Here is a 22,079-nt window from a genome sequence, read left to right on the forward strand (position 1 = left end):
AGGGAGGCGGTGTTGGGAATGGCGGACGTCACGTCCGAGGTCCGGATCGTCGGCGCCGAAGGCCCGGACGGCCTGGTCCTGCGGACCGTCGGCCTCGCCGCCCGCGGGCTCCCCGAGTTGCGCGCCGAGGGGCTGCCGCCCTACCTGGGGGACGGCTGGGCCCGGGTCCTCGGCGCCCTGGCGCGGCGGCTCGCGGCCACCGGCGAGCCCCCCGCCGAACTCGCCCCCGGCGTCGGGATCGGCTTCGCCGAAGCGGCGGACGGCGCGCTGCTCCCCGTCCCGCCGCTGGGCCGCGACACGGCCGAGTGGCGCCGGGAGGTCCTGCTCCGCCTCTTCCCCGAAGCCCGCAGCTGAAGTCTCGTTCTAGAATCGAGTTCTGTCCAGCGCGAGAGGGGCCGCAGGTGCCGTACAAGGAGATCGAGTACGAGGTTCGCGACGGGATCGCCACCGTCACGCTGAACCGCCCGCAGAAGATGAACGCCTACACGTTCACCATGCGCAACGAGATGCTCGACGTCTTCGACCGCATCGACGCCGACGACGACGTGCGCGTGGTCGTGGTGACCGGCGCGGGACGCGCGTTCTGCGCGGGCGCCGACCTGAGCGGCGGCGGCGACACCTTCGACAAGGAGCGGTCGAAGGACATGTTCGCGGGCGAGGACGACGTCCTGGAGGACGGCACGCCCCGCGACGGCGGCGGCACGGTCGCGCTCCGCATCGCCCGCTGCCTCAAGCCCGTCATCGGCGCGTTCAACGGCGCCGCGGTCGGCGTCGGCGTCACCATGACCCTCCCGATGGACGTCCGGCTCGCCAGCGAGAAGGCCAGGTTCGGGTTCGTGTTCGCGCGCCGCGGCATCGTCACCGAGGCCGCGTCCAGCTGGTTCCTGCCGCGCCTCGTCGGCATCGCGCAGGCCATGGAGTGGGCCGCGACCGGCCGCGTCTTCGACGCCCGGGAGGCCCTCGCCGGCGGCCTCGTCTCCCGCGTCCACGCGCCGGACGAGCTGCTCCCCGCCGCCTACGCGCTCGCCCGCGAGATCGCCGACAACACCTCGGCCGTCTCCGTCGCCGCGATCCGCCGCCTCATGTGGTCGGGCCTGTCCGCGCCGTCCCCGTGGGACGCGCACGCCGCCGACTCCCGCCTCATGGCCGCCCTCGGCGGCGGCGCCGACGCGATCGAGGGCGTCACGTCCTTCCTGGAGAAGCGCGAAGCCGCCTTCCCGATGCGGGTCAGCAAGGACCTCCCGCCCGAGGTCCCCGACTGGCCCGTCCGGTAACCGCTGTTTCCGCATCTTAGCGGCGTGTGTCGCTTGGGTGACGGAGGGTATGAGCCGCCCCGAAGCGACACGTTCGGGGGTGCGTGGTGCGGATAAGGAAAATCGCCATTATCGGCGCGGGGCTCCTGCTCGTCGCGGGATGCAGCCACGCCGACAAGCGGCAGGCGCGGACGGCCGGGGAGCATGCCGCCCTGGGTCGCGGGGCGCAGGCGCCCCGGTCCCCGTCGCCGCCACCGCCGCGGAAGATCGACTGCGACCGGGTGAAGTGCGTCGCGCTCACGTTCGACGACGGCCCCGGCCCCTACACGGCGGGCCTGCTCGACACGCTGCGGAAGGACGGCGTGCGCGCGACGTTCTTCATGCTGGGCGAGAACGTCGGCGGCCACCGGGACGTGGTGCGGCGGATGGCCCTCGAAGGGCACGAGCTCGCCGACCACAGCTGGTCCCACCCCGAGCTGACCTCGCTGTCGTCCGCCGAGGTGCGGTCGCAGATCCAGCGGACGCAGAAGGTGATCAAGGAGGCGTCCGGCGGGGTGGAGCCGACGCTGATGCGCCCGCCCTACGGCGCGACGAACAAGCGCGTCGGGCACGCGGTCGGGATGCCGCTCATCCTGTGGAGCGTCGACACGCTCGACTGGCGCTACCACAACGTCGCCCGCGACGTCAGGGTCGGCACCAAGGAGGCGAAGAGCGGCGGCATCATCCTGTTCCACGACATCCACAAGACGAGCGTCGAGTCCATCCCGAAGGTGGTGGCCGGCCTGAAGAAGCGCGGGTTCACGCTCGTCACGGTGTCGGAGCTGTTCCAGGGCCGCGACCTCAAGCCCGGCGAGACCTACACCGAGCGGACCGTCGAGGTGACGGCGGAACCGCCGCCCTACGGCTCGCCCGCCGGCCCGGGAGGCGGAAGCCCGGCCCCGTCCAGCCCCGCGCCGTCCAGCCCCGCCGCGTCGAGCCCGGTGCCGTCGGGCACCGGCTGAGCGCGGCCGGCCGCGTCAGCCGTCCTCCGGCTCCTCTCGGCGGGGAGGGCGGCGCGGCGGGGGCTGCGGCGGGACGACCTTCGCCGCCACCATGATCCCCTCGGGGACCTCGACCACTTCGCCGTCGCGGCGGCGCACCGTGAGCGTTCCACCGGACCAGGATTCGAGTACGCCGACCACGTCGCTGTACTCTCCCGTAGGCAGACGGCGGCGCAGCGAGATCCGCTGGCCCACGTCCGCGCCACTGATGGACACCACCAGCCGCGCGGCGAAGCGAGCGGACATGTGAGGACCCCCATGTCGAATCGACCGAGCCGTGGTGGCCATACTATTCACAGCGAGCTTGCGGCGACCCGTGACGTGCGGCGGGGCCGGATATCCGAGAGGAGTCACTGACGTGACCTACGTCATTGCGCAGCCCTGCGTGGACCTGCTCGACAAGGCATGCATCGAGGAGTGCCCGGTCGACTGCATCTACGAAGGGAAGCGTCAGCTCTACATCCACCCGGACGAGTGCGTCGACTGCGGTGCGTGCGAGCCGGTCTGCCCGGTTGAGGCCATCTACTACGAGGACGACGTCCCCGATCAGTGGAAGGACTTCTACAAGGTGAACGTCGAGTTCTTCGACGACCTCGGCTCGCCGGGCGGCGCGTCCAAGGTCGGCAAGATCGACAAGGACCACCCGATCGTCGCGGCGCTGCCCCCGCAGAGCCACGACGACTGAGCCGGGGGACCTCCGGCGCGTCCCGGCGCGGACGCGCCCCGAGGTCCCCCTGCGTTGACTTCAGGGCCGTGGTCTCTCCCGAGTTCGGGAAGGCCACGGCCCGCCGGGCGTCCAGAGGAGGAACAGGGCCAGTGTTCACGCTGCCGGACTTTCCGTGGGATCGGCTCGCGCCCTACAAGGAGCGGGCGCACGGGCACGCGGACGGCATCGTCGACCTGTCCGTCGGGACGCCCGTCGACCCGACGCCCGAGCCCGTCCGGGCGGCGCTCGCCGGCGCGGCCGACGCGCCCGGCTACCCGCAGACCTACGGGACGCCGCGGCTGCGCGAGTCGGTCGCGGGCTGGCTGCGGCGGCGCGCCGGAGTGTCCGGCGCCGACCCGGACGCGGTGCTCCCCGTCATCGGCACCAAGGAACTGGTCGCCTGGCTGCCGACGCTGCTCGGCGCCGGCCCCGGCGACAGGGTCGTCTTCCCCGAGCTGGCCTACCCGACGTACGACGTCGGCACCCGCCTGGCCGGCGCCACGCCCGTCGCGACCGACGGGCTGCTGCGCCTCGGCCCGGTGAACCCGAAGATCGTGTGGGTGAACTCGCCGTCCAACCCGACCGGCAAGGTGCTGCCCGCCGAGCATCTGCGCAAGGTCGTGGCGTGGGCGCGCGGCCGGGGCGCGATCGTCGTCAGCGACGAGTGCTACCTGGAGTTCGGCTGGGACGCGGAGAACCCGCCGGTCTCGATCCTGCACCCGGACGTGTGCGACGGCTCCCACGAGGGGCTGCTCGCGGTCAACTCCCTCTCCAAGCGCTCCAACATGGCGGGCTACCGCGCCGGTTTCGTGACCGGCGACCTCGCGATCGTGCAGCGGCTGCTGGAGGTCCGCAAGCACGCCGGCATGATCGTCCCGGCTCCGGTGCAGGCCGCGATGGCGGTGGCGTTCGGCGACGACGCCCACGTGGACGAGCAGCGCGCGCGGTACGCGCGCCGCCGCGCCGCCCTGCGGGAGGCGTTCGAGCGGCACGGGTTCCGCATCGACCACTCCGAGGCGTCCCTGTACCTGTGGGCGACGCGGGACGAGCCGTGCTGGGACACCGTCGCCCACCTGGCGTCCCTCGGGATCCTCGTCGCCCCCGGCGAGTTCTACGGCCCGGCGGGCGCCCGGCACGTCAGGGTCGCCTTCACCGCGACGGACGACCGCGTCGCCGCCGCCGCCGGCCGCCTCTGACGCGGCCGCCCCCCCGGATCCGGCTGCCGGCCCGTGTACCGGCCTTGCATCGGATCCCGGCTTTCCATAGGAAACCCGTGGATCATTTGATACGTCTCATCGCGGTATGGGCTTGGAACGGCGCAATCGGTAGGATCCGCTGGTCTGCGCCCGTGTTGTCGACGAAAAGATGGAGGTGTCCGTGGGCGGAACGGCGATTGTGATCCTTCTGGTCCTGATCCTGGCCGCATTGGTCGTGCTCATCCTCGTCCTGATGCGGCGTCGTTCGAGCGCCCCGGCGCCCGGCCCGGCCCCCGCCGTCCCGCGCGACCCGTTCGCCCCCGAGGACTCGGTGGCCGGCGACCCGCGGACGCTGAAGGCCGGCGACATGGTCGAGTACCTCGGCACCCGCTACTTCGTGCGTGGTTCGCTGCGGCTGCGGGAGGGCGGCTTCACCTGGAGCGAGCACCTCCTCGACGCCGACACCATCGAGGGCCAGAAGGTGTGGATCTCCGTCGAGGAGGACCCCGACCTGGAGGTCGTCTGGTGGACCGAGCACGACGCCGGCGACCTCAGGCCCGGTGAGAAGACCGTCGTCGTGGACGGCGTCGAGTACCGCCGCGACGAGCACGGCACCGCCGACTACACCAGCGAGGGCACGACGGGCGTCGGCGTCCAGGGCAGGGTCGAGTACGTCGACTACGAGGGCCCGCGCGGGAAGTACCTGTCGTTCGAGCAGTACGGCGGCGGCCAGTGGGAGGCCGGCCTCGGCGAGCGCGTCCCGGCCGGCTCGATGACGATCTACCCGGGTGGCGGTAGCTGAGTTGCGCGCGACCCTCGACACCCCCTACGCGGACGCGCGCGCCGACGGGCTGTCCTTCGTGCTCGGGCTGCCGCCGCTGGACGCGCTCGCCGTCCTGCCGGTGGAGCGCGCGGGCCTGACCGTGGAGATGCGCCTGCTCGGCGCGTCCCACCAGGTCATCGCGGGCCCGCTGAGCGAGACGGTGGCGTGCCTGGCCGGCCGCACCGAGCCGCTGCCCGGCCGCGCCGCGACGAACGTGCCCGGCTGGGCGTACGAGTTCGCCGCGACGACCGCCGCGCACAGCGACGCGACGGCGTTCGCCGGCGCCGTCGAGGCCGTGTGCGCGCGGCTCGCGGACCGCGGTGACGCGCTGACCGGGTCGTTCCCCGGCTCGCCGCACGCCGTCACCGCGCTGGCCCTGGAAGAGACGGAAGAACCCGGGTTCGGCTGGCGGACCTGGCACGCCTACCCCCAGACCCGGGAGATCGTGATGACGCGGAGCCGGTTGGTGAGACCTTCATGAACAGCAGATTCCGGGTGGCGGGCGCGGTGGCCGCCGCCGCCCTGACCACCGTGGCGCTCGGCGGCTGCGGGCAGTCGCAGTCGTCATGGATCGGCGACAAGTACACGAAGATGGGGTCGGGCACCTACCGGTCCCCGAAGGCCCCCGGGACGGTCGCCTCGGAGATCAGCCGCAAGTTCAAGCCGATCGACCGGGTGGACGACATGGCGGCCAGGGGCGCCGCGGGCGGCATCTTCCTGCGCTACCCGCAGCTCGTCGTCGGCGTCCTGCCGAACGGGGCGGGCAGCCGGATCACGGTCGACAAGCCCCGCCGCGGCTACAACCGCTACTACTCCCATATCGGCGGTCACTGGGCGAGCCCCGGCAGCAAGGGTTGGAACAGCAGAGGCGCCGCATCATTCCGGGGCGGCGGCCCGGGGTCGGGCAAATGAGGAGCGAAAGATGAACGACATCCTTGACGAGGTCGGCGCGACGTTCGCCTACGGGGCGGTCGGCATCGCGCTGATGGCCGTCGGCTACCTGGTGGTGGAGGTGACGACGCCCGGCCGCCTCGGCAAGCAGATCTGGACCGAGGGCAACCGGGGCGCCGCGCTGCTGCTCGCGGTCAAGCTGTTCGGCATCGGCGGCATCGTCTTCACGGCGATCATCACCAGCGACAGCGACCTCAGCAAAGGGCTGATCGACACCGCGGTGTTCGGCGCGTGCGGCATCGTGCTGATGATCGTCGCGTTCGTCCTGCTGGACGTGATCACGCCCGGGAAGCTCGGCGCGACGCTCGTCGACGCGGACGGCGGCGGAACCGCCATCCACCCGGCCGGGTGGGTCGTCGCCGCGGCCGACCTGGGCGTCGCCGCGATCGTGGCCGGGGCGGTCTCCTGACGTCCCCCGGCCTGGACGAGGCCGCCGGCCGGCCGTCCTCCCCGGAGCCGTCCCAGGCGGACGGCCCGGGGAGGCCGCGCGTTCCCGCCCGGTTCGCCCGCACGCTCGTCCTCGCCGCCGTGTTCACGTGCGCGGCGTGCGGCCTGGTGTACGAGCTGGCGCTGGTCGCGCTGGGCAGCTACCTCGTCGGCAACTCGGTCACGCAGGCGTCGATCGTCCTGTCGGTGATGGTGTTCGCGATGGGCGTCGGGTCGCTGGCGGCGAAGCCGCTGCAGGGCCGCGCGGTCGTGGCGTTCGCGGTCGTCGAGGGCGCGCTCGCGCTGATCGGCGGCGTGTCGGTCCTCGCGCTGTACGCGGCGTTCGCGTGGCTCGACCTGTACGTCCCGGCGCTGGTCGTGGTGTCGTTCGCGGTGGGCGCGCTGATCGGCGCGGAGATCCCGCTGCTGATGACGCTGCTGCAGCGGATCCGGAAGCAGGACGCGGGGTCCGCGGTCGCCGACCTGTTCGCGGCCGACTACGTGGGCGCGCTGGTCGGCGGGCTCGCGTTCCCGTTCCTGCTGCTGCCCGCGTTCGGGCACATCAAGGGCGCGCTGCTGGTCGGCGTCGTGAACGCCGTCGCCGGGATGGCGGTCGTGCTGTGGCTGTTCCGCCGCCAGGTCGGGCGCGTCGCGCGGGCCGCGCTGGCGCTCGGCATGATCGCGGTCATCGGCGTCCTCGGCGGGACGTACGCGCTGGCGGACCGCTTCGAGGTGTCGGCGCGGCAGGCGCTCTACAGCGCCCCGATCGCGATCTCCAAGCGGACGAAGTACCAGGAGATCGTCATCACCCGGCAGGCCGGGCTCGGCCCGTCCGACCTGCGGCTGTTCCTCAACGGCGACCTGCAGTTCTCGTCGGTGGACGAGTACCGGTACCACGAGCCGCTCGTCCATCCGCTGATGTCGGGCCCGCACGGCAGGGTGCTGATCCTCGGCGGCGGGGACGGGCTGGCGCTGCGCGAGGTGCTGCGCTACAAGGACGTCCGGAGCGCGACGCTGGTCGAGCTCGACCCGGAGATGCTGCACCTGGCCCGCACCTACAAGCCGATCGTGTCGCTGAACCACCGCTCGTTCGAGGACCCGCGCGTGCGGACGGTCGCCGCGGACGCGTTCTCGTGGCTGCGCGGCCTGGACGAGCAGTTCGACGCGGTCATCGTGGACATGCCCGACCCGGACGACGTGTCCACGGCCAAGCTGTACTCGGTCGAGTTCTACGGGATGGTGAGGCGGATCCTCGCACCCGGCGGCCGGATGGTCGTCCAGTCGGGTTCGCCGTACTTCGCGCCCAAGTCGTTCTGGAGCATCCAGAAGTCGATCGCCGCCGCCGGTTTCGCCACGTCCCCGTACCACGTGGACGTGCCGAGCTTCGGCGACTGGGGTTTCGTCCTGGCGGCCCCGGCGAAGGAGGCGCCCGCGTTGAGGCTGGCCCCCGACGTCCCCGATCTGCGCTTCCTCGACAGTGCCGTGCTCCAGGCGTCGACGGTCTTCCCCAAGGACCGCCGCAGCCGGGACGTCGGCGTCAACACGCTCGTCCATCCGCGCCTCGTCGAGTACGAGGGCCAGGAGTGGAAGAACTCCTGATCAGTCGGGCACCGACTGGCGGATGGCCTTGTCGACGGCGCGCTGGAACGACGTGACCAGCGACTGGATCATCAGCGGTTTCATCTTTCCCGCCATCTCCATGAGCCGCTCCCGCTCCTGCGGAGCCCGCCCGCCCTCCCGGTAGGGGCGGACGACGGTGTCCTGGAAGACCTGCTGCAGCTCGGCGGCCAGCGCGGTCGTGTGCCGGTCGACGGCCTCGTGCGAGGCGATCAGCGTGTCCAGCGGCATGGGCAGCTCGGCGAGTTCGGCGCTGATGCCGAGCAGGGCCGGGCTGACGACCCGGATGACGTCCGCCGAGATCCGCTCGACGACCCCGAGCGACTCCAGCCGCTTGATCGTCTCGTCGTCGAGGTGGCGCCCGGCGCGCCGGTCGAGTTCGTGCCGGTCGAGATCCTCGGGCTGCTCCGGCGCCCACGGCGACAGCAGCGCCCGCTGCAGCGCGAGGTCTTCGGCGGGGGCGTCCAGGGGAATCCTCTGGAGGTGCTTCTCGATGGAGGCCAGTGTGAGGCCGAGCGACTGGAGTTCCCGGACGAGTTCGAGCCGCGCCAGGTGGTCGGGACCGTAGAGCCCGGTGCGTCCGCGCAGCCTGGGGGGCGGGAGCAGGCCGCGCCCGGCGTAGAACCGCACGGTCCGGACGGTGACCCCGGCGCGCGAGGCCAGCTCGTCGACGGTGAGTTCCATCCCGCCTCCCTCTATGTGACAGCGCCAGTGTTACATTAATCCTGTATCAGTACACACTTACTTGAGGGAGACCGCCGGATGGGACGGGACATCTACACCGACGAGCACGACGCCTTCCGCGACATGGTGCGCTCCTTCATCGAGAAGGAGGCCGCCCCCCACCACGAGCAGTGGGAGAAGGACGGGATCGTCTCGCGTGAAGTGTGGCTGGCGGCCGGCCGCGCGGGCCTGCTCGGCATCGACATGCCGGAGGAGCACGGGGGCGGCGGCAACTCCGATTACCGCTACTACGTGATCTTCAACGAGGAGCTGGCGAAGGCCGGCATCCACGGGCCCGGCTTCGCCGTCCACAACGACATCAACGGCGGCTACCTGCGCCAGCTCTGCACCCCCGAGCAGCAGGCCCGCTGGTTCCCCGGCTACTGCTCCGGCGAGATCATCACCGCGATCGCGATGACCGAGCCCGCCGCCGGCTCCGACCTGCAGGGCATCAAGACCACCGCGATCAAGGACGGCGACGACTACGTCCTGAACGGGTCGAAGACGTTCATCTCCAACGGCATCCTCGCCGACCTCGTCATCGTCGTGGCGAAGACCGACCCGTCCGCCGGTGCGAAGGGCGTCAGCCTCCTCGCCGTCGAGCGCGGCATGGACGGCTTCGAGCGCGGCCGCAACCTCGACAAGGTCGGCATGCACGCGCAGGACACCGCCGAGCTGTTCTTCGACAACGTCCGCGTCCCGAAGGCGAACCTGCTCGGCGAGGAGGGCATGGGCTTCATCTACCTGATGACGAACCTGGCCCGCGAGCGCCTGTCCATCGGCGCGACCGCGATGGCCGCCGCCGAGGACGCGTTCGAGCAGACCCTCGAGTACTGCAAGACGCGCGAGGCGTTCGGCCGCCCGATCGGCAAGTTCCAGCACAACCGCTTCACGCTCGCCGAGATGAAGACGGAGCTGACCGTCGCCCGCTCCTTCACCGACGAGTGCATCCTCAAGGAGAGCAAGGGGGAGCTGACCGCCGACGAGGCCGCGATGCTCAAGTGGTGGAACACGGAGCTGCTCAAGCGGGTCGTCGACCGCTGCGTCCAGCTCCACGGCGGCTACGGCTACATGACCGAGTACCCGATCGCCAAGGCGTACCAGGACGTCCGCATCCAGACGATCTTCGGCGGCACCACCGAGATCATGAAGGAGATCATCGGCCGCGGCCTCGGCGTCTGACCCCGTCCCCCGGCCGGGCCGAACGGCACCGGCCGGGGGGACGAAAGCCCCTACCTCCCCGGCCCCGGCCGTCCGACGATCGTGGGCACGGCGCGCCGTGACGGAGCGGACGCGCGGGACGGAGGGGCGGCACACGTGACGGACTTTCCCTACGCCGACCGGTTCGAGGTCCACGAGCGGCTCCCCGAGGACGGGCGGCCCCGGGAGAAGATCCTCGCCGAGCTTCGGGAGATGGCGGCCGCGGAGGACGCCTTCTGGGAGACGGGCAAGGCGTCCGGGACGGTCTACTGCGGCGACCACGGCCACTACGCCTTCATGACGGAGACGTACGGCCTGTTCGGGCACGCGAACGTCCTGCAGCGGGACATGTTCCCCAGCGCGACGAAGTTCGAGGGCGAGATCCTCGCCATGACCCTCGACCTCATGCACGGCGGCGCCGTCACCGGGACGACGCCGGGCGGGATCGTCACGACGGGCGGGACCGGCAGCATCCTGCACGCGATGCTCGCCTACCGGGACGCCGCCGGGCGCGAGCCGTCCGGCCACGGGCGTCCGAACATCGTCAAGCCGGAGACCGCGCATCCCGCGTTCGACAAGGCGGGCCACCTGTTCGGCATCGAGGTGCGGGAGGCGCCGGTCGACCCGGCCACGACCCTGGTGGACGTCGGCGCCGTGGCGCAGCTCATCGACGCGAACACGGTCGCGGTGATCGGCTCGGCGGGCAACTACGGCTACGGGACGATCGACCCGATCGCGGAGCTGTCGGAAATGGCCCTGTCCCGGGGCGTCGGCCTGCACGTGGACGCCTGCCTCGGCGGGTTCATCCTCCCGTTCGGCGAGGAGCTGGGCGTGGACGTCCCGGTCTTCGACTTCCGGCTGCCGGGCGTCACCAGCATCTCCGCCGACACCCACAAGTACGGGTACGGCCTGAAGGGCACGTCCACGCTGCTGTTCCGCGACGGCGCGCTGCGCAACGCGCTGTACTTCCTCAACACCGGGTGGAGCGGCGGGAAGTACCTGTCGCCGGGCATCGAGGGCTCCCGGTCGGGCGGGCTGCTCGCCGCCACCTGGGCCGGGATGGTCAAGCTCGGACGCGCCGGATACCGCCGCCACGCCGAGCAGATCTTCGCCACCGCGCGGCGGATGATCGAGGCGGTCCGGTCGCACCCCGAACTTCGGGTGATGGGCGAGCCGACGTTCCTGTTCAGCTTCACCTCGGACGAGTTCGACATCTACCACGTGTACGACTTCATGGCGGGACGCGGCTGGCGGCTGAACGGCCAGCAGTACCCGAACGCCGTCCACATGGCGGTGACGCGGCCGCAGACGCAGCCCGGAGTCGCGGAGGCGTTCGCCGCCGACCTCGCCGCCGCCGTCGAGCACGCCGCGGCGCGGCAGGCGGCGGGGGAGGCGCCGATGTCGGGCGCCGTGTACGGGGGAGTGCCGGGCGGGCTCACCGAAGAGGCGGACGACTTCATCCGGGAGATCATGGCCGGGATGCTCGACGCCCAGCAGTCGCTGCCCCCGGCCGCCCGCTGACCCGGCCGGAGACGACGATCATGTATCCGCCGGACGAGCGCTACGTCCTCACCGTCGACCTCGGCTCGACCGGGCTGAAGGTCGGCCTCGTCTCCCTCACCGGGGAGATCGCCCAGTGCGAGTTCGCGTTCGTGACGACGTCCCGGCCGGGCGGCGGCGCGTCCACGCAGGACGCGGAGGAGTGGTGGCGGCTCGTCACCGCTGCCTCCCGGCGGGTCGTGGAGCAGGTCCGTCCCGAGCAGCTCGTCGCGGCGTCGTGCACCGGGCAGTGGGCCAGCACCGTGCCGGTGGACGCGGCGGGCCGTCCCGTAGGCGACTGCCTCCTGTACGACGACACGCGCGGCGCGCCCTACTCCCGCGCCGTCATCGCGGGGCCGGTCGCCGGGTTCGCGCCGCGCAACGCGCTGGCCTGGGTGCGGAAGACGGGCGGGGCGCCGTCGCCGTCCGGCGCCGACCCGATCGGGCACCTGCTGTTCCTGCGCCACGAGATGCCGGACGTGTACGCCGCGGCGCGCTGGTTCCTGGAGCCCGTCGACTACCTGACGATGCGGATGACCGGGGTCGCCGCCGCCACGCACGCCTCGATGACGGCCGCGTGGCTGACCGACAACCGGCGCCCCGACGTGCCGCGCTACGACACCGGCCTGGCGCGGCGCGCCGGAGTCGACATCGGGAAGCTCCCGCCGCTGCGCGGCATCGGCTCGGTGGTGGGCGGCGTCTCCGCCGGCGCGGCCGGCGAGCTGGGCGTACCGGAGGGGCTCCCGGTCGTCACCGGCCTTCCCGACCTGCACGCGGCGGTCTGCGGTGCCGGGCTGGACGACTACCAGGCACATCTGGCGATCAGCACGACGTCCTGGATCGGGCTGTCGGTGCCGTTCAAGAAGACCGATGTCCTGCGGTCGATCGCCAGCGTGCCGGGCCTGCGGGACGGCTCCTACGTCGTCGCGAACAACCACGAGACCGGCGGCCGGTGCCTGCAGTGGCTGAACGAGGGCGTGCTGGGCGCGCCCGCCACCCGCGACGCCGACTACGAGCGGCTGGCGGCCCGCGCCGCCGGCGTGCCGCCGGGCGGCAACGGGGTGATCTTCACTCCCTGGCTGGACGGCGAACGGTCCCCGGTGGACGACCGCGACGCCCGCGCCGGCTTCCACAACCTGTCGCTCACCACGACGCAGGACGACCTCGTCCGCGCGGTGCTGGAGGGCGTCGCGTACAACAACCGGTGGCTGCACGAGGCGGTCGAGCGGTTCGCCGGCCGCCGCCTCGACCCGATCCGGCTGATCGGCGGCGGCGCCCGGTCGGACCTGTGGTGCCAGATCCACGCGGACGTGCTCGGCCGCACCGTCGAGCGGGTCGCCGACCCGATCAACGCGACGCTGCGCGGCCAGGCGGTCTTCGCCGCGCTGTCGCTGGGCGCCGTCCGCCGCGAGGACGTCCGGATCCGCGTCGACCGCGTCTTCCGCCCCGACGCGCCGGCCGGGGCGGAGTACGAGCGCCTCTACCGGGAGTTCCCCGGCCTGTACCGGAGCCAGCGGGGCATGTTCCGCCGCCTGGCGCGCAGCCGGGCGCCCGTCAGCCGAGCGGCGGTACGACAGCCTCGATGAGGTGGGGGCCGGGTTCGGCGAGCGCCTTGCCGAACTGGGCCGCCAGCTCCTCGGCCGTGCGCGCGCGGGACGCGGGGACGCCCATGCCGGACGCCAGCGCGACGAAGTCGAGCGCCGGGCGCGACAGGTCGACCATGTCGCGGGTGATGGTCCCCGCCTCGGGCGGTGCCGGGACGGCGCCGACCCGCGTCGTCTCCATCGACAGGATCGCGTAGGAGCCGTTGTTGAACACGACGGTCGTGACGTCGAGCCCCTCGCGGGCCTGCGTCCACAGCGCGGAGATCGTGTACATGGCGCTGCCGTCCGCCTCCAGGCAGACGACCGGGCGGTCCGGGCAGGCGACCGCGGCGCCGGTCGCCACGGGCAGGCCCTGGCCGATCGCGCCGCCGGTCAGCGACAGCCAGTCGTGCGGCGGCGCGCCGGCGGTCGCGCCCGGCAGCCACAGCCCGGAGGTGTTGGCCTCGTCGGACACGATCGCGCCCTCGGGCAGCAGCGCGCCGATGACGGCGGCGGCGGTCTCCCCGGTGAGCGCCCCGGTCGGGATCTCCGGCCGCGCCGCCACTTGCAGGGCGGGGGCCGCGTCCTTGGCGACCATGCCGGCGAGCCCGGTGAGCGCGCCGGTCGCGTCGGCGCCGAGGTCGTGCACCTGGCAGCCGTCCGGCACCAGGTCGCCCGGAAGGCCGGGGTAGGCGAAGAACGTCACCGGACGGCGCGCACCCGCGAGGACGATGTGCCGGGCGCCGTCGAGCTGCGCCGCCGCCATCTCGCCCAGGTAGGCGAGCCGCTCCACCGCCGGGAGCCCGGCGCCGCGCTCCAGCCGGGCCGGGAACGTCTCGCACAGCACCCGCGCCCCGGTCGCCGCCGCGATGCGCCCGGCGGCCTCCAGCCCTTCGCGCCGGGTCGCGCCCCCGCCGATCAGCACGACGCAGGGTTCACCGCCGGTCAGCGCGGCGGCGGCCGGCTCCAGCGCGGCGTCCGCGACCGGCTCGGGCGGGGGAGCGGGCAGTGCCGCCGCGACCTCGCCGCCGTCCGACCAGGCGGCGTCGGCGGGCACGATCAGCGTGGCGACGCCCCCGGCGCGGGCCGCCGCGACGGCCTCGGCCGCCGCCTTGCCCGCCTCGGCCGCGGTCACCGGACGCCCCGTCCAGGCCGACACCGACCCGGCCACCGCCGCGATGTCCGACTGGAGCGGCGCGTCGAACCGCTGGTGCCCGGTGGCGTGGTCGCCGATGACCGTGACGACCGGCGTCCCGCCGCGCCGCGCGTTGTGCAGGTTGGCGAGCCCGTTCCCGAGGCCCGGCCCGAGGTGCAGCAGGACGGCGGCCGGGTCCGGCGCCATCCGCCCGTACCCGTCGGCGGCGCCCGTCGCGACGCCCTCGAACAGGCACAGCACGCCCCTCGCGCGCGGCTCGCCGTCCAGCGCCGCCACCAGGTGCAGCTCGGACGTGCCCGGATTGGCGAACCACACGCCGACGCCGGCGTCCGCCAGCGTGCGCACCATGGCCTGCGCGCCGTTCATTGCATCTCCCCACTTCAGCCGAACAGGACGCCCGGATTGAGTATCCCGTCCGGGTCGAAGGATGTCTTGATCCGCCGCATCAGCGCCACCTTCGCCGGATCCTCCAGGGCGAGGAACTGGCGGATCTTCTCTCGTCCGATACCGTGCTCCCCGCTGATCGTCCCACCCAGCTCGGCGGCCGCCGCGAGCAGCTCGTCCATCGCCTCGGCCAGCGCCTCGTCATCCGGCTGGAACACCGACAGGTGCACGTTGCCGTCGCCGGCGTGCCCGCACCCGCCGATCAGCGCGCCGTGCCGTCCGGCGATCTCTGGGACGGCGGCGAAGAACCGGGCCAGCGCGGTGCGCGGCACGACGGCGTCCACGATCGCGTTCGCCCCGGCGGCCCGCGCCGCCCAGAACGCCCCCTCCCGCGCCGTGATCAGCTTCCGCAGCGGCTCGCCCTGGAGGACGTAGACGTCGGCGGCGCCCAGGCCGGCCAGCTGCTCGCCCAGCGTCTGGACGTCCTCGTCCAGCCGCTCCGCCGAGCGGTTCCCCAGCACCACCAGCAGGTAGGCGCCGGCGGCGTCGCGGATCTCCTGCGGCACCCCGAGGTCCAGCCCGGCGTTCTGCGTGATCGCCGACATGGCCAGGACGTCCACGTACTCCAGCACGAGCGGGTCGAGCCCGCCGCCCGTCAGCCGGGGAATGGCCGCCGTGACCGGCTCCGTGCCGGGGAACGGCGCCAGCACCCCCGCCGTGTGCGGGAGCCGGGGCCGCAGCCGCAGCGTCACCTCCGTGACGAGGGCGAGTGTGCCCTCCGAGCCCACGATGAGCTGCGTCAGGTCGTAGCCGGTGGACGTCTTCACGTACCGTCCGCCCGTCCGGATCACCTCTCCGGTGGCGAGTACCGCCTCCAGCCCGAGGACGTGGTGCCGCGTCACCCCTTCCTTCACCGCGTGCATGCCGCCCGCGTTGGTCGCGACGGTCCCGCCGATGCTGGCGCTGCCCTCGCCCGGGAAGATCGGGTAGACGAGCCCCTGCGCGGCCGTCGCCTCGTCCAGCTCCGCGAGCGTGACACCCGGCTGCACCACCGCCACCTGGCCGTCCGCGTCGATCTCCAGGATCCGGTTCATCCGCTCGAACGACACCACGAGCCCGCCCGGACGCGGCACCGCCGCACCGGACAGCCCCGTCCCCGACCCGCGCGCCGTCACCGGCAGCCCGTGCTCGCCGGCGACCTTCAGCACGGCCGCGACCTGCCCGGCGTCCGCCGGCCGCACGACCAGGTCCGGCCGCACCCCGGCGACGCCGAGCGACTCGTCCCGCCCGTACTCGGGGGGCACCGCGTCACCCGACAGGACGTGTTCCTCGCCGACGGCCTCCGCCAGCGCCGTCCGGACATCCGCCATGGCTTCCCTCCCAGGTGCCCCGTCCGGCAAGTCTGGTGCCGCCGCCCACCGGCGGCGATGTGACGTCCGGCCCTGATCCGCGGGCCGAAGGTCCCGTGAACGCACCTGAGGACAAGGTCGTACGGCTTACCACCGTACGCAAGACATCCGGTGACGTCGGCGGCGGGGAAGCCGGCGCTGCGTCAACGCCCGTCCGCGAGTGAGACCAGGAGGTCGTTGAGCCGCGAGACGAACGTGCCGGGGTCCTCGACGCGGGCGCCGCTGGTGAGCACGGCCTGGTCGAACAGGACGTGCGCCCAGTCGGCCAGGCGCGGGTCGTCCCGCCCGCCGTTGAGGCGCTCGATCAGCGGATGGCGCGGGTTGACCTCCAGGACCGGCTGGTTCGGCAGGCCCGAGCCGCGCATCCGCTGCGCGAGGGCGAACTCGGTCTCCGCCTCGTTCGCGACGATGCAGGCCGGGGACGTGGTGAGGCGGCTGGTGACGCGCACGTCGAACGCCCGGCCGTCCAGGTGCTCCTTGAGCTTGCCGACGAGGGCGGCGTAGTCGGCGTCGGCCTGCTCGGCGGCCTCCTTGTCGGCCGCGTCCTCCATGTCGCCGAAGTCGGGTGCGCCCTGGGCGACCGACTGGAGCCGCTTGTCCTCGAAGTGCGGCAGGGCGGTGACGACGAAGTTGTCGACGGCGTCGTCCAGCAGGAGGACCTCGATGTCCTTCTCGCGGAACGCCTCCAGGTGCGGGCTGGACGCGGCGTCCGCCAGGCCGGGCGCGAGCAGGTAGTAGATCTTGTCCTGCCCCTCCTTCATGCGGGACACGTAGTCGCCGAGCGAGACGTCGGCCTGCTTGGTGGACGTGAACCGCAGGAGCCGCGCGATGTCGTCCCGGTGGGCGGGGTCGTCCGGGATGCCCTCCTTCAGGGTGGCGCCGAACTCCTTCCAGAAGGTCGCGTACTTCTCCGGCTCGCCCTCGGCCATGTCCTTGAGCAGCTTGAGCACCCGCTTGACCGCGCTCGACCGGATGTGGTCCATGGCCTGGCCGCCCTGCAGGATCTCGCGGGAGACGTTCAGCGGCAGGTCGGCGGAGTCGATGATCCCGCGGACGAACCGCAGGTAGCGGGGCATCAGCCGGTCGGTGTCCTCCAGGATGAAGACGCGCTGCACGTGGAGCCGCACGCCCTGGAGGGACTGCGGAAGCCACAGGTCGTACGGGGCCTGCGACGGGACGAACAGCAGCAGCGTGTACTCGTACCGTCCCTCCACCTTCACGTGGACGTGGGCCAGCGGGTCGGAGAAGTCGTTGGTGAGCTGCCGGTAGAAGTCGTTGTAGTCCTGCTCCTTCAGCTCGCTCTTCGGGCGCGCCCACAGGGCGGTGGCCTGGTTGACGGGGGTGTCGTCGTCGCCGAGGAGGATGGGCCGGCCGATGTGGTCGGAGTACCGCTTGATGACCGTCCGCAGCCGGTGCTCGTTCAGCAGCTCGTCCTCGCCGTCGCGCAGGTGCAGGACGATCGTCGTCCCCCGCTCGGCGCGCTCGACGGTCTCCACCGTGTACTCGCCCTTGCCCTCGGACGACCAGCGCACCCCCTCGCCCGCCGGCAGCCCGGCGCGGCGGGTGGTCAGCGTCACCCGGTCGGCGACGATGAACGCGGAGTAGAAGCCGACGCCGAACTGCCCGATCAGCGCGGTGTCGCCGCGCTTGTCGCCGCTCGTCGCGCGGAGGAACTCGGCGGTGCCCGACCGGGCGATCGTGCCGATGTTCCCGATCACCTCCCGGCGGCTCATCCCGATGCCGTTGTCGGCGATGGTGATCGTGCCGGCGTCCTTGTCGAAACCGACCCGGATCCGAGGCTCGTCCTCCGGTTCCCTCCCGGCGGACTCCGGCTCGGCGAAACGCTCGATCCGGAACCGGTCGATCGCATCGGACGCATTGGAGATCAGCTCGCGCAGGAATATCTCCTTGTTGCTGTACAGCGAATTGGCCATGAGATCGAGGATCTGGGCCGCCTCGGCCTGAAAGCTGAACGTCTCCTCCGCCGGCAGAGTCACCGTTTTCCCTCCTGGTCATTCCCTTCGGACGACCCATCAGAATAGCGGCCGGCCATTCGGTGCGCAGGGGTGGTCAGCCGAAGATGGCGGTGGGGTCACCGAGGTACCAGGCGTTGTCGATGCGCATCCGGTGCACGACCCAGCGCCGCCCGTCCCGGACCAGTTCGACGTCGTAGGGGTTCTTCAGCAGGGCGAACGTGGAGTGGTCCGCGGTCAGCAGGTGCTGGGCCTCCACCAGGGCGGTGAGCCGGGCTGTGTCGCCGTCGACGCTGACGCGGGGGTTGGCGACCTGGTGCGTGGTGTCGACCCGTCCGGTGAACGACCCGAGGATGGTGGTGACGATCGTGTCCCGTCCGACCATCAGCGGCGGGTGCCCGCCCCACTTGGCGGCCGCGGGACGGAAGTCGAGTTCGGCGCCGGCGGCGAAGGCGGACGCGAACAGTTCGGCGTCCTGGAGGTCCTGGCCGAGGCCGAACCGGTACAGCGCGTCCACGATCTCGGCGCGATCGCGCAATTCCCGCACCACGGCCTCGTCCCCGGACGCTGACACCGCCTGCCCATCGGTCACGTACATGCCTGCTCCCATTGCAGATCAGAGGAAGGATGCCTTCTACTCTTGGCCGGTGCGGGAGGCCGATCAATGCGCTGCTGTGCAACGATCGTGAAGTGCAGGTTAACGATGGGAAGCCATGCTGGAGCGGGATGACGGCCAGGAGTGAGCGAGCAAGATGAGAATCGTCGTCGACGACCTGTCCGGGACGCAGATCGCCGAGTTCCTGGCCGAGCACGTCCGCCAGATGCGGTCCATCACGCCGCTGGAGAGCAAGCACGCCCTTGACCTGGACGGGCTCCGCAAACCCGACGTCACGTTCTGGTCGGTCATGGACGACGGCGCCGTCGTGGGCTGCGGAGCGATCAAGAGGCTGGACGCGTTCCACGCCGAACTGAAGTCGATGCGCACGTCCACGACGCGCAAGCGGAGCGGGATCGCGTCCAGGCTGCTGGGGCACATCATCACCGAAGCCGAGCGGATGGGATTCACCCGGATGAGCCTGGAGACCGGCTCCGACGAGTTCTTCCTCCCGGCCAGAAGCCTCTACGAGAAGTTCGGCTTCACCTATTGCGCCCCCTTCGCCGACTACCGCCCGGACCCGAACAGCGTCTTCATGACGAAACAGCTCGGCTGAAGGGTCCCGTCCCGGCCGGTCGCCACGGCACGCCGTTCGCCGCCGCCGGAGCGCACGACGACGTCGACGAGGAAGGTCTGCGCCGACCGCCCACGCTCGTCGGCCGGGACCGGCGCGGGGGTGTCCGGGTCCGACATGATCACGGGGGCGGCCGTCGAGGCGAACGGCCCGGCGGTGTTGATCACGGCCGCCGCACCGGCCAGCGCGCGGTCGAGCGAGGCCGGATCGCCGGCCGACGCCGGACGCGCGTCCAGCCCGGTCTCGTGCGCCATCGCCTTCAGCTTGCCCTCGTCGCGGCCCGACAGGACCGGGACGAACCCGCGCTCCCGCAACTCCGCCACCACGAACCGCCCGGTGTGCCCGTACGCACCGAACACCGCCACCGGCTGCCCCGACCCCATGGGTTCTCCTCGCTCAAACGATCTGCCGTGGACATCCTGGCGGCGGCGGGCAGCCCGCCGTGAGTGTCTGGAACGCCATGCTCCGTACAATTCCGGACATGGGCACTGTCGCGCTGGCCGTCACCGACGGCATGCTGCACCTCGAACTGTCGCTGGCGTACGAGGTCTTCGCCGCCGCCCCCGCCGGTGTGACGGTCCCCTGGTACGGCCTCACCGTCTGCGGGCCGGGCACCGTCCGGGTAGGCCGGTTCCGGCTGGAACCCGACCACGGCCTCGACCGGCTCGCGCAGGCCGACACCGTGATCGTCCCGGGCTGGGCGGACGTCGATACCGACCCACCCGCCGACCTGGTGGACGCGGTGCGCGCGGCCCACGAGGCGGGCACACGCGTGGCGTCACTCTGCACGGGCGCGTTCGTGCTGGCCGCCGCCGGCCTGCTGGACGGGAGGCGCGCGACCACGCACTGGGCGCACACCGGGTACCTGGCCGCCCGCTATCCGCGAGTGGACGTCGACCCGGACGTGCTCTACATCGACAACGGCAGCGTGCTCACCTCCGCGGGCAAGGCCGCCGCCATGGACCTGTGCCTGCACCTCGTCCGCCTCGACCACGGCTCCGCGGTCGCCAACGCGGTCGCCCGCCGCCTCGTCGTGCCGCCGCACCGGGACGGCGGCCAGGCCCAGTTCGTCACGGCCCCGGTACCCGCCCCGGACGGCCACCCGCTCGCCGTCCTGTTCCCATGGGCGATCGAACGGCTCGACCAGCCGCTCACCGTGGCGGACCTCGCCCGCCAGGCGCGGATGAGCCCGCGCCACCTGACCCGCCGCTTCAGGTCGGTGACCGGCACGACCCCGCTGCAATGGCTGCTGACCCAGCGGATCCGCCACGCCCAGGAGCTGCTGGAGACCACCGGCGACGGCATCGACGCCATCGCGGCGGCCACCGGCATGGGCACCGCCACGACCCTGCGCCGGCACTTCAACCGCACCGTCGGCGTGCCCCCGGACACCTACCGCCGCACCTTCCGCTCGCGGACCCGCTCCGCCGCGGACCCCACCCGGGCCGGCGCCGTGTGACCGGGGCCGTTTTTTGGGTACGCGCCGGAGCGCAAGCATCATCGGGGAGGAAACATGTCTGCTCAAGAGACCGGTCACGCCACGGGGACCAAGGACAAGGACTACAACATCACCTGGTTCGTCGAGCAGTGCCTGAGCAACGCTCTCAGGCTGGACACCTACATCCAGGACGCCGAACGCGAGGGGGACGTCGAGCTGGCCGACTTCTTCCGCCGCGCGCAGGGAGAGAGCCGCAAGGGCGCCGACCAGGGCAAGGAACTCCTGAAGCAGCGCCTCTAGCGCGGCGTCCACGAACGTTGGCCGGGTCGACACTCGTTCACCTGCGGCGAGTTGTTGCTATGGCAAGGCCGATAACAACAACTCGCCGCAGTCAACGCACCCGGACCTGTCAGGCGGCGGCGCAGGTGATGCAGGTGCGGGCGGCGGGCCGGGCGTCCAGGCGGTCCGCCCCGACCGGGCCGCCGCAGCGTTCGCAGGTGCCGTAGGTGCCGTCGCGGAGCCGGCGCAGCGCGTCTTCGATGTCGGCCAGCTGCGAGCGCGCCCGGCTCAGGGACGCCTCGATCCGGGCGCGCTCGAAGGCGATGGTGGCGCCCTCCGGGTCGTGCTCGTCGTCCACCCCGGTCTGCGCCGAGGCCTCGACGACACCGTCCCAATCGCGGCTCAGCGCCGCCATGAGCTTCAGCGTGCCGTCGCGATCCGCGATCAGTCGTTCCTCGGCCGTGGTCATCTCAGCTTCAACACCCGCCGCGCCGCCCCCGATTCCGGATGCCCCGAGGCCATGCCGGGCGGTGCGGTCAGATCCAGCCCGTCTCGGACGCCCGGCAGCCCGACGAGCCGGTCCCGGTCAAGCGGGACGCGAGCCGCCAATCATCGTGGACGACCATCCGGTCGCCCACCAGGCTGCGGATCCCGGCGGGTCAGGCGGGCATCTGGGCCCAGACGATCTTTCCCTCGCCGGTGGCGGACGGGCGGGTGCCGGTCTCCTTGGCATAGGCGGAGACGATGGCGAGGCCCCGGCCGCTCTCGGCCGTCAGGGACGGCGGGCTCGGGATCGGGAGTTCGGGGGACGGGTCCCAGCACTCCAGGAGAGGCGTCCCCTCATGAAGGGCGCAGCGGAGGCGGAGCCGCCGGCCGTGCGACGCCGCGACGGCGTTGGTGACGATCTCGCTCATGACGAGGGTCGAGTCGTTGATCACTTCGCGGCTGAACCCCCAGTTCGTCAGCGCGTAGCGGACGAGTTCCCGGGCCAGGACGACGGTCGACGGCACGGCGAGCAGAGTGAGCCGAACCTCCGGGATACCGGGCGCCGGTGTGACGAGATCAAGATCATTCATTGGAGGCCGTCCTCACTTTTCGGATTCTGCCCTCACTTTGAGTGATCGCGCGCTAACGCGTTGTGCATTGTGTGGCGG

The 22,079-nt window shown here is 72.2% G+C and carries 25 protein-coding genes; 16 read left to right on the forward strand and 9 right to left on the reverse strand.

Annotated elements, in window-relative coordinates; translation table 11 throughout:
* The first annotated feature begins 18 nt into the window (after positions 1–18).
* The 3 genes from AL2_RS11535 (at position 19) to AL2_RS11545 (ending at position 2,254) form a co-directional block, all read left to right on the forward strand.
* Positions 19–354, forward strand: a complete 336-nt coding sequence (locus AL2_RS11535; protein WP_067632885.1) for a hypothetical protein — start codon at positions 19–21, stop codon at positions 352–354.
* A 47-nt stretch (positions 355–401) separates the two neighbouring features.
* Positions 402–1,274, forward strand: a complete 873-nt coding sequence (locus AL2_RS11540) for a crotonase/enoyl-CoA hydratase family protein (protein ID WP_067632887.1) — start codon at positions 402–404, stop codon at positions 1,272–1,274.
* An 86-nt stretch (positions 1,275–1,360) separates the two neighbouring features.
* Positions 1,361–2,254 carry a polysaccharide deacetylase family protein gene (locus AL2_RS11545; protein ID WP_245666549.1) on the forward strand — a complete coding sequence of 298 codons (894 nt, stop codon included), beginning with the start codon at positions 1,361–1,363 and terminating at the stop codon, positions 2,252–2,254.
* A gap of 15 nt (positions 2,255–2,269) precedes the next feature.
* On the opposite strand, the gene AL2_RS11550 is transcribed toward AL2_RS11545, so the two are convergent.
* Positions 2,270–2,539: a putative acetyltransferase gene (locus AL2_RS11550; RefSeq protein WP_067632890.1), complete on the reverse strand. Its 270-nt coding sequence runs from the start codon at positions 2,537–2,539 to the stop codon at positions 2,270–2,272.
* Positions 2,540–2,651: 112 nt separating this feature from the next.
* Here AL2_RS11550 and fdxA point away from each other — a divergent pair, with 112 nt between their 5' ends.
* From fdxA to AL2_RS11585, 7 genes are all read left to right on the forward strand, one after another.
* Positions 2,652–2,978, forward strand: a complete 327-nt coding sequence (gene fdxA, locus AL2_RS11555) for a ferredoxin (RefSeq protein WP_067632891.1) — start codon at positions 2,652–2,654, stop codon at positions 2,976–2,978.
* A 131-nt stretch (positions 2,979–3,109) separates the two neighbouring features.
* On the forward strand, positions 3,110–4,195 hold the full coding sequence (gene dapC / locus AL2_RS11560) for a succinyldiaminopimelate transaminase (RefSeq protein ID WP_067632892.1): 1,086 nt from the start codon (positions 3,110–3,112) through the stop codon (positions 4,193–4,195).
* A gap of 169 nt (positions 4,196–4,364) precedes the next feature.
* Positions 4,365–4,997 carry a DUF4178 domain-containing protein gene (locus AL2_RS11565; RefSeq protein ID WP_067632893.1) on the forward strand — a complete coding sequence of 211 codons (633 nt, stop codon included), beginning with the start codon at positions 4,365–4,367 and terminating at the stop codon, positions 4,995–4,997.
* Positions 4,984–5,499, forward strand: a complete 516-nt coding sequence (locus AL2_RS11570) for a DUF2617 family protein (RefSeq protein ID WP_245666551.1) — start codon at positions 4,984–4,986, stop codon at positions 5,497–5,499. The genes AL2_RS11565 and AL2_RS11570 overlap by 14 nt, the downstream gene beginning before the upstream one ends.
* The gene (locus AL2_RS11575) at positions 5,496–5,930 is read left to right on the forward strand and encodes a DUF4247 domain-containing protein (RefSeq protein ID WP_067632896.1); all 435 of its coding nucleotides are present in this window, start codon (positions 5,496–5,498) and stop codon (positions 5,928–5,930) included. Before AL2_RS11570 ends, AL2_RS11575 begins: the two co-directional genes overlap by 4 nt.
* A 10-nt stretch (positions 5,931–5,940) precedes the next feature.
* Positions 5,941–6,378: a DUF350 domain-containing protein gene (locus tag AL2_RS11580; protein ID WP_067632897.1), complete on the forward strand. Its 438-nt coding sequence runs from the start codon at positions 5,941–5,943 to the stop codon at positions 6,376–6,378.
* Between the two features lie 11 nt (positions 6,379–6,389).
* Positions 6,390–7,994: a polyamine aminopropyltransferase gene (locus AL2_RS11585; RefSeq protein ID WP_067633124.1), complete on the forward strand. Its 1,605-nt coding sequence runs from the start codon at positions 6,390–6,392 to the stop codon at positions 7,992–7,994.
* Here the strand turns inward: AL2_RS11585 and AL2_RS11590 are convergent, their stop codons facing one another.
* Positions 7,995–8,696 (reverse strand): MerR family transcriptional regulator, encoded by a 702-nt coding sequence (locus AL2_RS11590; RefSeq protein WP_067632899.1) that lies wholly within the window; start codon positions 8,694–8,696, stop codon positions 7,995–7,997. It abuts the gene before it with no gap.
* Between the two features lie 78 nt (positions 8,697–8,774).
* On the opposite strand from AL2_RS11590, the gene AL2_RS11595 reads away from it, so the two are divergent.
* The 3 genes from AL2_RS11595 to AL2_RS11605 all read left to right on the forward strand — a co-directional run bounded on the left by AL2_RS11595 (position 8,775) and on the right by AL2_RS11605 (position 13,060).
* On the forward strand, positions 8,775–9,917 hold the full coding sequence (locus tag AL2_RS11595) for an acyl-CoA dehydrogenase family protein (RefSeq protein WP_067632901.1): 1,143 nt from the start codon (positions 8,775–8,777) through the stop codon (positions 9,915–9,917).
* A 135-nt stretch (positions 9,918–10,052) separates the two neighbouring features.
* A complete protein-coding gene (locus AL2_RS11600) occupies positions 10,053–11,456 on the forward strand; it encodes a pyridoxal phosphate-dependent decarboxylase family protein (RefSeq protein WP_067632904.1) in 1,404 nt (467 codons plus the stop codon).
* Between the two features lie 20 nt (positions 11,457–11,476).
* Complete coding sequence (locus AL2_RS11605; RefSeq protein ID WP_067632906.1) at positions 11,477–13,060, forward strand: xylulokinase; 1,584 nt, start codon at positions 11,477–11,479, stop codon at positions 13,058–13,060.
* Here the strand turns inward: AL2_RS11605 and AL2_RS11610 are convergent.
* The 4 genes from AL2_RS11610 to AL2_RS11625 form a co-directional block, all read right to left on the reverse strand.
* Entirely contained in the window at positions 13,029–14,579 is a 1,551-nt protein-coding gene (locus tag AL2_RS11610; protein WP_067632909.1) for an acetolactate synthase large subunit, read from the reverse strand. The two genes, AL2_RS11605 and AL2_RS11610, sit on opposite strands and share 32 nt — an antisense overlap.
* A gap of 14 nt (positions 14,580–14,593) precedes the next feature.
* On the reverse strand, positions 14,594–15,967 hold the full coding sequence (locus AL2_RS11615; protein WP_067632911.1) for an FAD-binding oxidoreductase: 1,374 nt from the start codon (positions 15,965–15,967) through the stop codon (positions 14,594–14,596).
* Between the two features lie 182 nt (positions 15,968–16,149).
* Entirely contained in the window at positions 16,150–18,003 is a 1,854-nt protein-coding gene (htpG, locus tag AL2_RS11620) for a molecular chaperone HtpG (RefSeq protein WP_067632913.1), read from the reverse strand.
* Positions 18,004–18,076: 73 nt separating this feature from the next.
* Complete coding sequence (locus tag AL2_RS11625) at positions 18,077–18,577, reverse strand: nuclear transport factor 2 family protein (RefSeq protein WP_067632916.1); 501 nt, start codon at positions 18,575–18,577, stop codon at positions 18,077–18,079.
* A 154-nt stretch (positions 18,578–18,731) separates the two neighbouring features.
* Here AL2_RS11625 and AL2_RS11630 point away from each other — a divergent pair, with 154 nt between their 5' ends.
* The gene (locus AL2_RS11630) at positions 18,732–19,190 is read left to right on the forward strand and encodes a GNAT family N-acetyltransferase (protein ID WP_067632918.1); all 459 of its coding nucleotides are present in this window, start codon (positions 18,732–18,734) and stop codon (positions 19,188–19,190) included.
* On the opposite strand, the gene AL2_RS39140 is transcribed toward AL2_RS11630, so the two are convergent.
* Positions 19,142–19,591, reverse strand: coding sequence for an NAD(P)H-binding protein (locus AL2_RS39140; RefSeq protein WP_067632920.1), 450 nt, complete (start codon positions 19,589–19,591; stop codon positions 19,142–19,144). The genes AL2_RS11630 and AL2_RS39140 overlap by 49 nt on opposite strands.
* A 98-nt stretch (positions 19,592–19,689) precedes the next feature.
* On the opposite strand from AL2_RS39140, the gene AL2_RS11640 reads away from it, so the two are divergent.
* Together AL2_RS11640 and AL2_RS11645 are read left to right on the forward strand one after the other, a co-directional pair.
* Positions 19,690–20,667: a helix-turn-helix domain-containing protein gene (locus tag AL2_RS11640; RefSeq protein WP_067632921.1), complete on the forward strand. Its 978-nt coding sequence runs from the start codon at positions 19,690–19,692 to the stop codon at positions 20,665–20,667.
* 54 nt (positions 20,668–20,721) lie between these two features.
* Complete coding sequence (locus tag AL2_RS11645) at positions 20,722–20,946, forward strand: hypothetical protein (RefSeq protein ID WP_067632925.1); 225 nt, start codon at positions 20,722–20,724, stop codon at positions 20,944–20,946.
* 109 nt (positions 20,947–21,055) lie between these two features.
* Here AL2_RS11645 and AL2_RS11650 read toward each other — a convergent pair whose 3' ends face one another.
* Positions 21,056–21,394 (reverse strand): TraR/DksA family transcriptional regulator, encoded by a 339-nt coding sequence (locus AL2_RS11650; protein ID WP_067632927.1) that lies wholly within the window; start codon positions 21,392–21,394, stop codon positions 21,056–21,058.
* Positions 21,395–21,584: 190 nt separating this feature from the next.
* The gene (locus tag AL2_RS11655; RefSeq protein WP_083946417.1) at positions 21,585–22,001 is read right to left on the reverse strand and encodes an ATP-binding protein; all 417 of its coding nucleotides are present in this window, start codon (positions 21,999–22,001) and stop codon (positions 21,585–21,587) included.
* Positions 22,002–22,079 lie beyond the last annotated feature (78 nt).

It is taken from the genome of Actinomadura latina NBRC 106108 (genome assembly GCF_001552195.1).
GTDB classification, from domain to species: Bacteria; Actinomycetota; Actinomycetes; order Streptosporangiales; family Streptosporangiaceae; genus Spirillospora; species Spirillospora latina.

Bases quoted from the DNA above. Each gene is read 5' to 3' on its own strand.
- AL2_RS39140 (WP_067632920.1), bottom strand. From the start codon at position 19,591: ATGGGGTCGGGGCAGCCGGTGGCGGTGTTCGGTGCGTACGGGCACACC.
- AL2_RS11580 (WP_067632897.1), top strand. From the start codon at position 5,941: ATGAACGACATCCTTGACGAGGTCGGCGCGACGTTCGCCTACGGGGCG.
- AL2_RS11645 (WP_067632925.1), top strand. From the start codon at position 20,722: ATGTCTGCTCAAGAGACCGGTCACGCCACGGGGACCAAGGACAAGGAC.
- AL2_RS11535 (WP_067632885.1), top strand. From the start codon at position 19: ATGGCGGACGTCACGTCCGAGGTCCGGATCGTCGGCGCCGAAGGCCCG.
- AL2_RS11650 (WP_067632927.1), bottom strand. From the start codon at position 21,394: ATGACCACGGCCGAGGAACGACTGATCGCGGATCGCGACGGCACGCTG.
- AL2_RS11565 (WP_067632893.1), top strand. From the start codon at position 4,365: ATGGAGGTGTCCGTGGGCGGAACGGCGATTGTGATCCTTCTGGTCCTG.
- AL2_RS11610 (WP_067632909.1), bottom strand. From the start codon at position 14,579: ATGAACGGCGCGCAGGCCATGGTGCGCACGCTGGCGGACGCCGGCGTC.
- AL2_RS11590 (WP_067632899.1), bottom strand. From the start codon at position 8,696: ATGGAACTCACCGTCGACGAGCTGGCCTCGCGCGCCGGGGTCACCGTC.
- AL2_RS11575 (WP_067632896.1), top strand. From the start codon at position 5,496: ATGAACAGCAGATTCCGGGTGGCGGGCGCGGTGGCCGCCGCCGCCCTG.
- AL2_RS11615 (WP_067632911.1), bottom strand. From the start codon at position 15,967: ATGGCGGATGTCCGGACGGCGCTGGCGGAGGCCGTCGGCGAGGAACAC.
- AL2_RS11605 (WP_067632906.1), top strand. From the start codon at position 11,477: ATGTATCCGCCGGACGAGCGCTACGTCCTCACCGTCGACCTCGGCTCG.
- AL2_RS11630 (WP_067632918.1), top strand. From the start codon at position 18,732: ATGAGAATCGTCGTCGACGACCTGTCCGGGACGCAGATCGCCGAGTTC.
- AL2_RS11550 (WP_067632890.1), bottom strand. From the start codon at position 2,539: ATGTCCGCTCGCTTCGCCGCGCGGCTGGTGGTGTCCATCAGTGGCGCG.
- AL2_RS11640 (WP_067632921.1), top strand. From the start codon at position 19,690: ATGGGCACTGTCGCGCTGGCCGTCACCGACGGCATGCTGCACCTCGAA.
- AL2_RS11625 (WP_067632916.1), bottom strand. From the start codon at position 18,577: ATGTACGTGACCGATGGGCAGGCGGTGTCAGCGTCCGGGGACGAGGCC.
- AL2_RS11655 (WP_083946417.1), bottom strand. From the start codon at position 22,001: ATGAATGATCTTGATCTCGTCACACCGGCGCCCGGTATCCCGGAGGTT.
- AL2_RS11595 (WP_067632901.1), top strand. From the start codon at position 8,775: ATGGGACGGGACATCTACACCGACGAGCACGACGCCTTCCGCGACATG.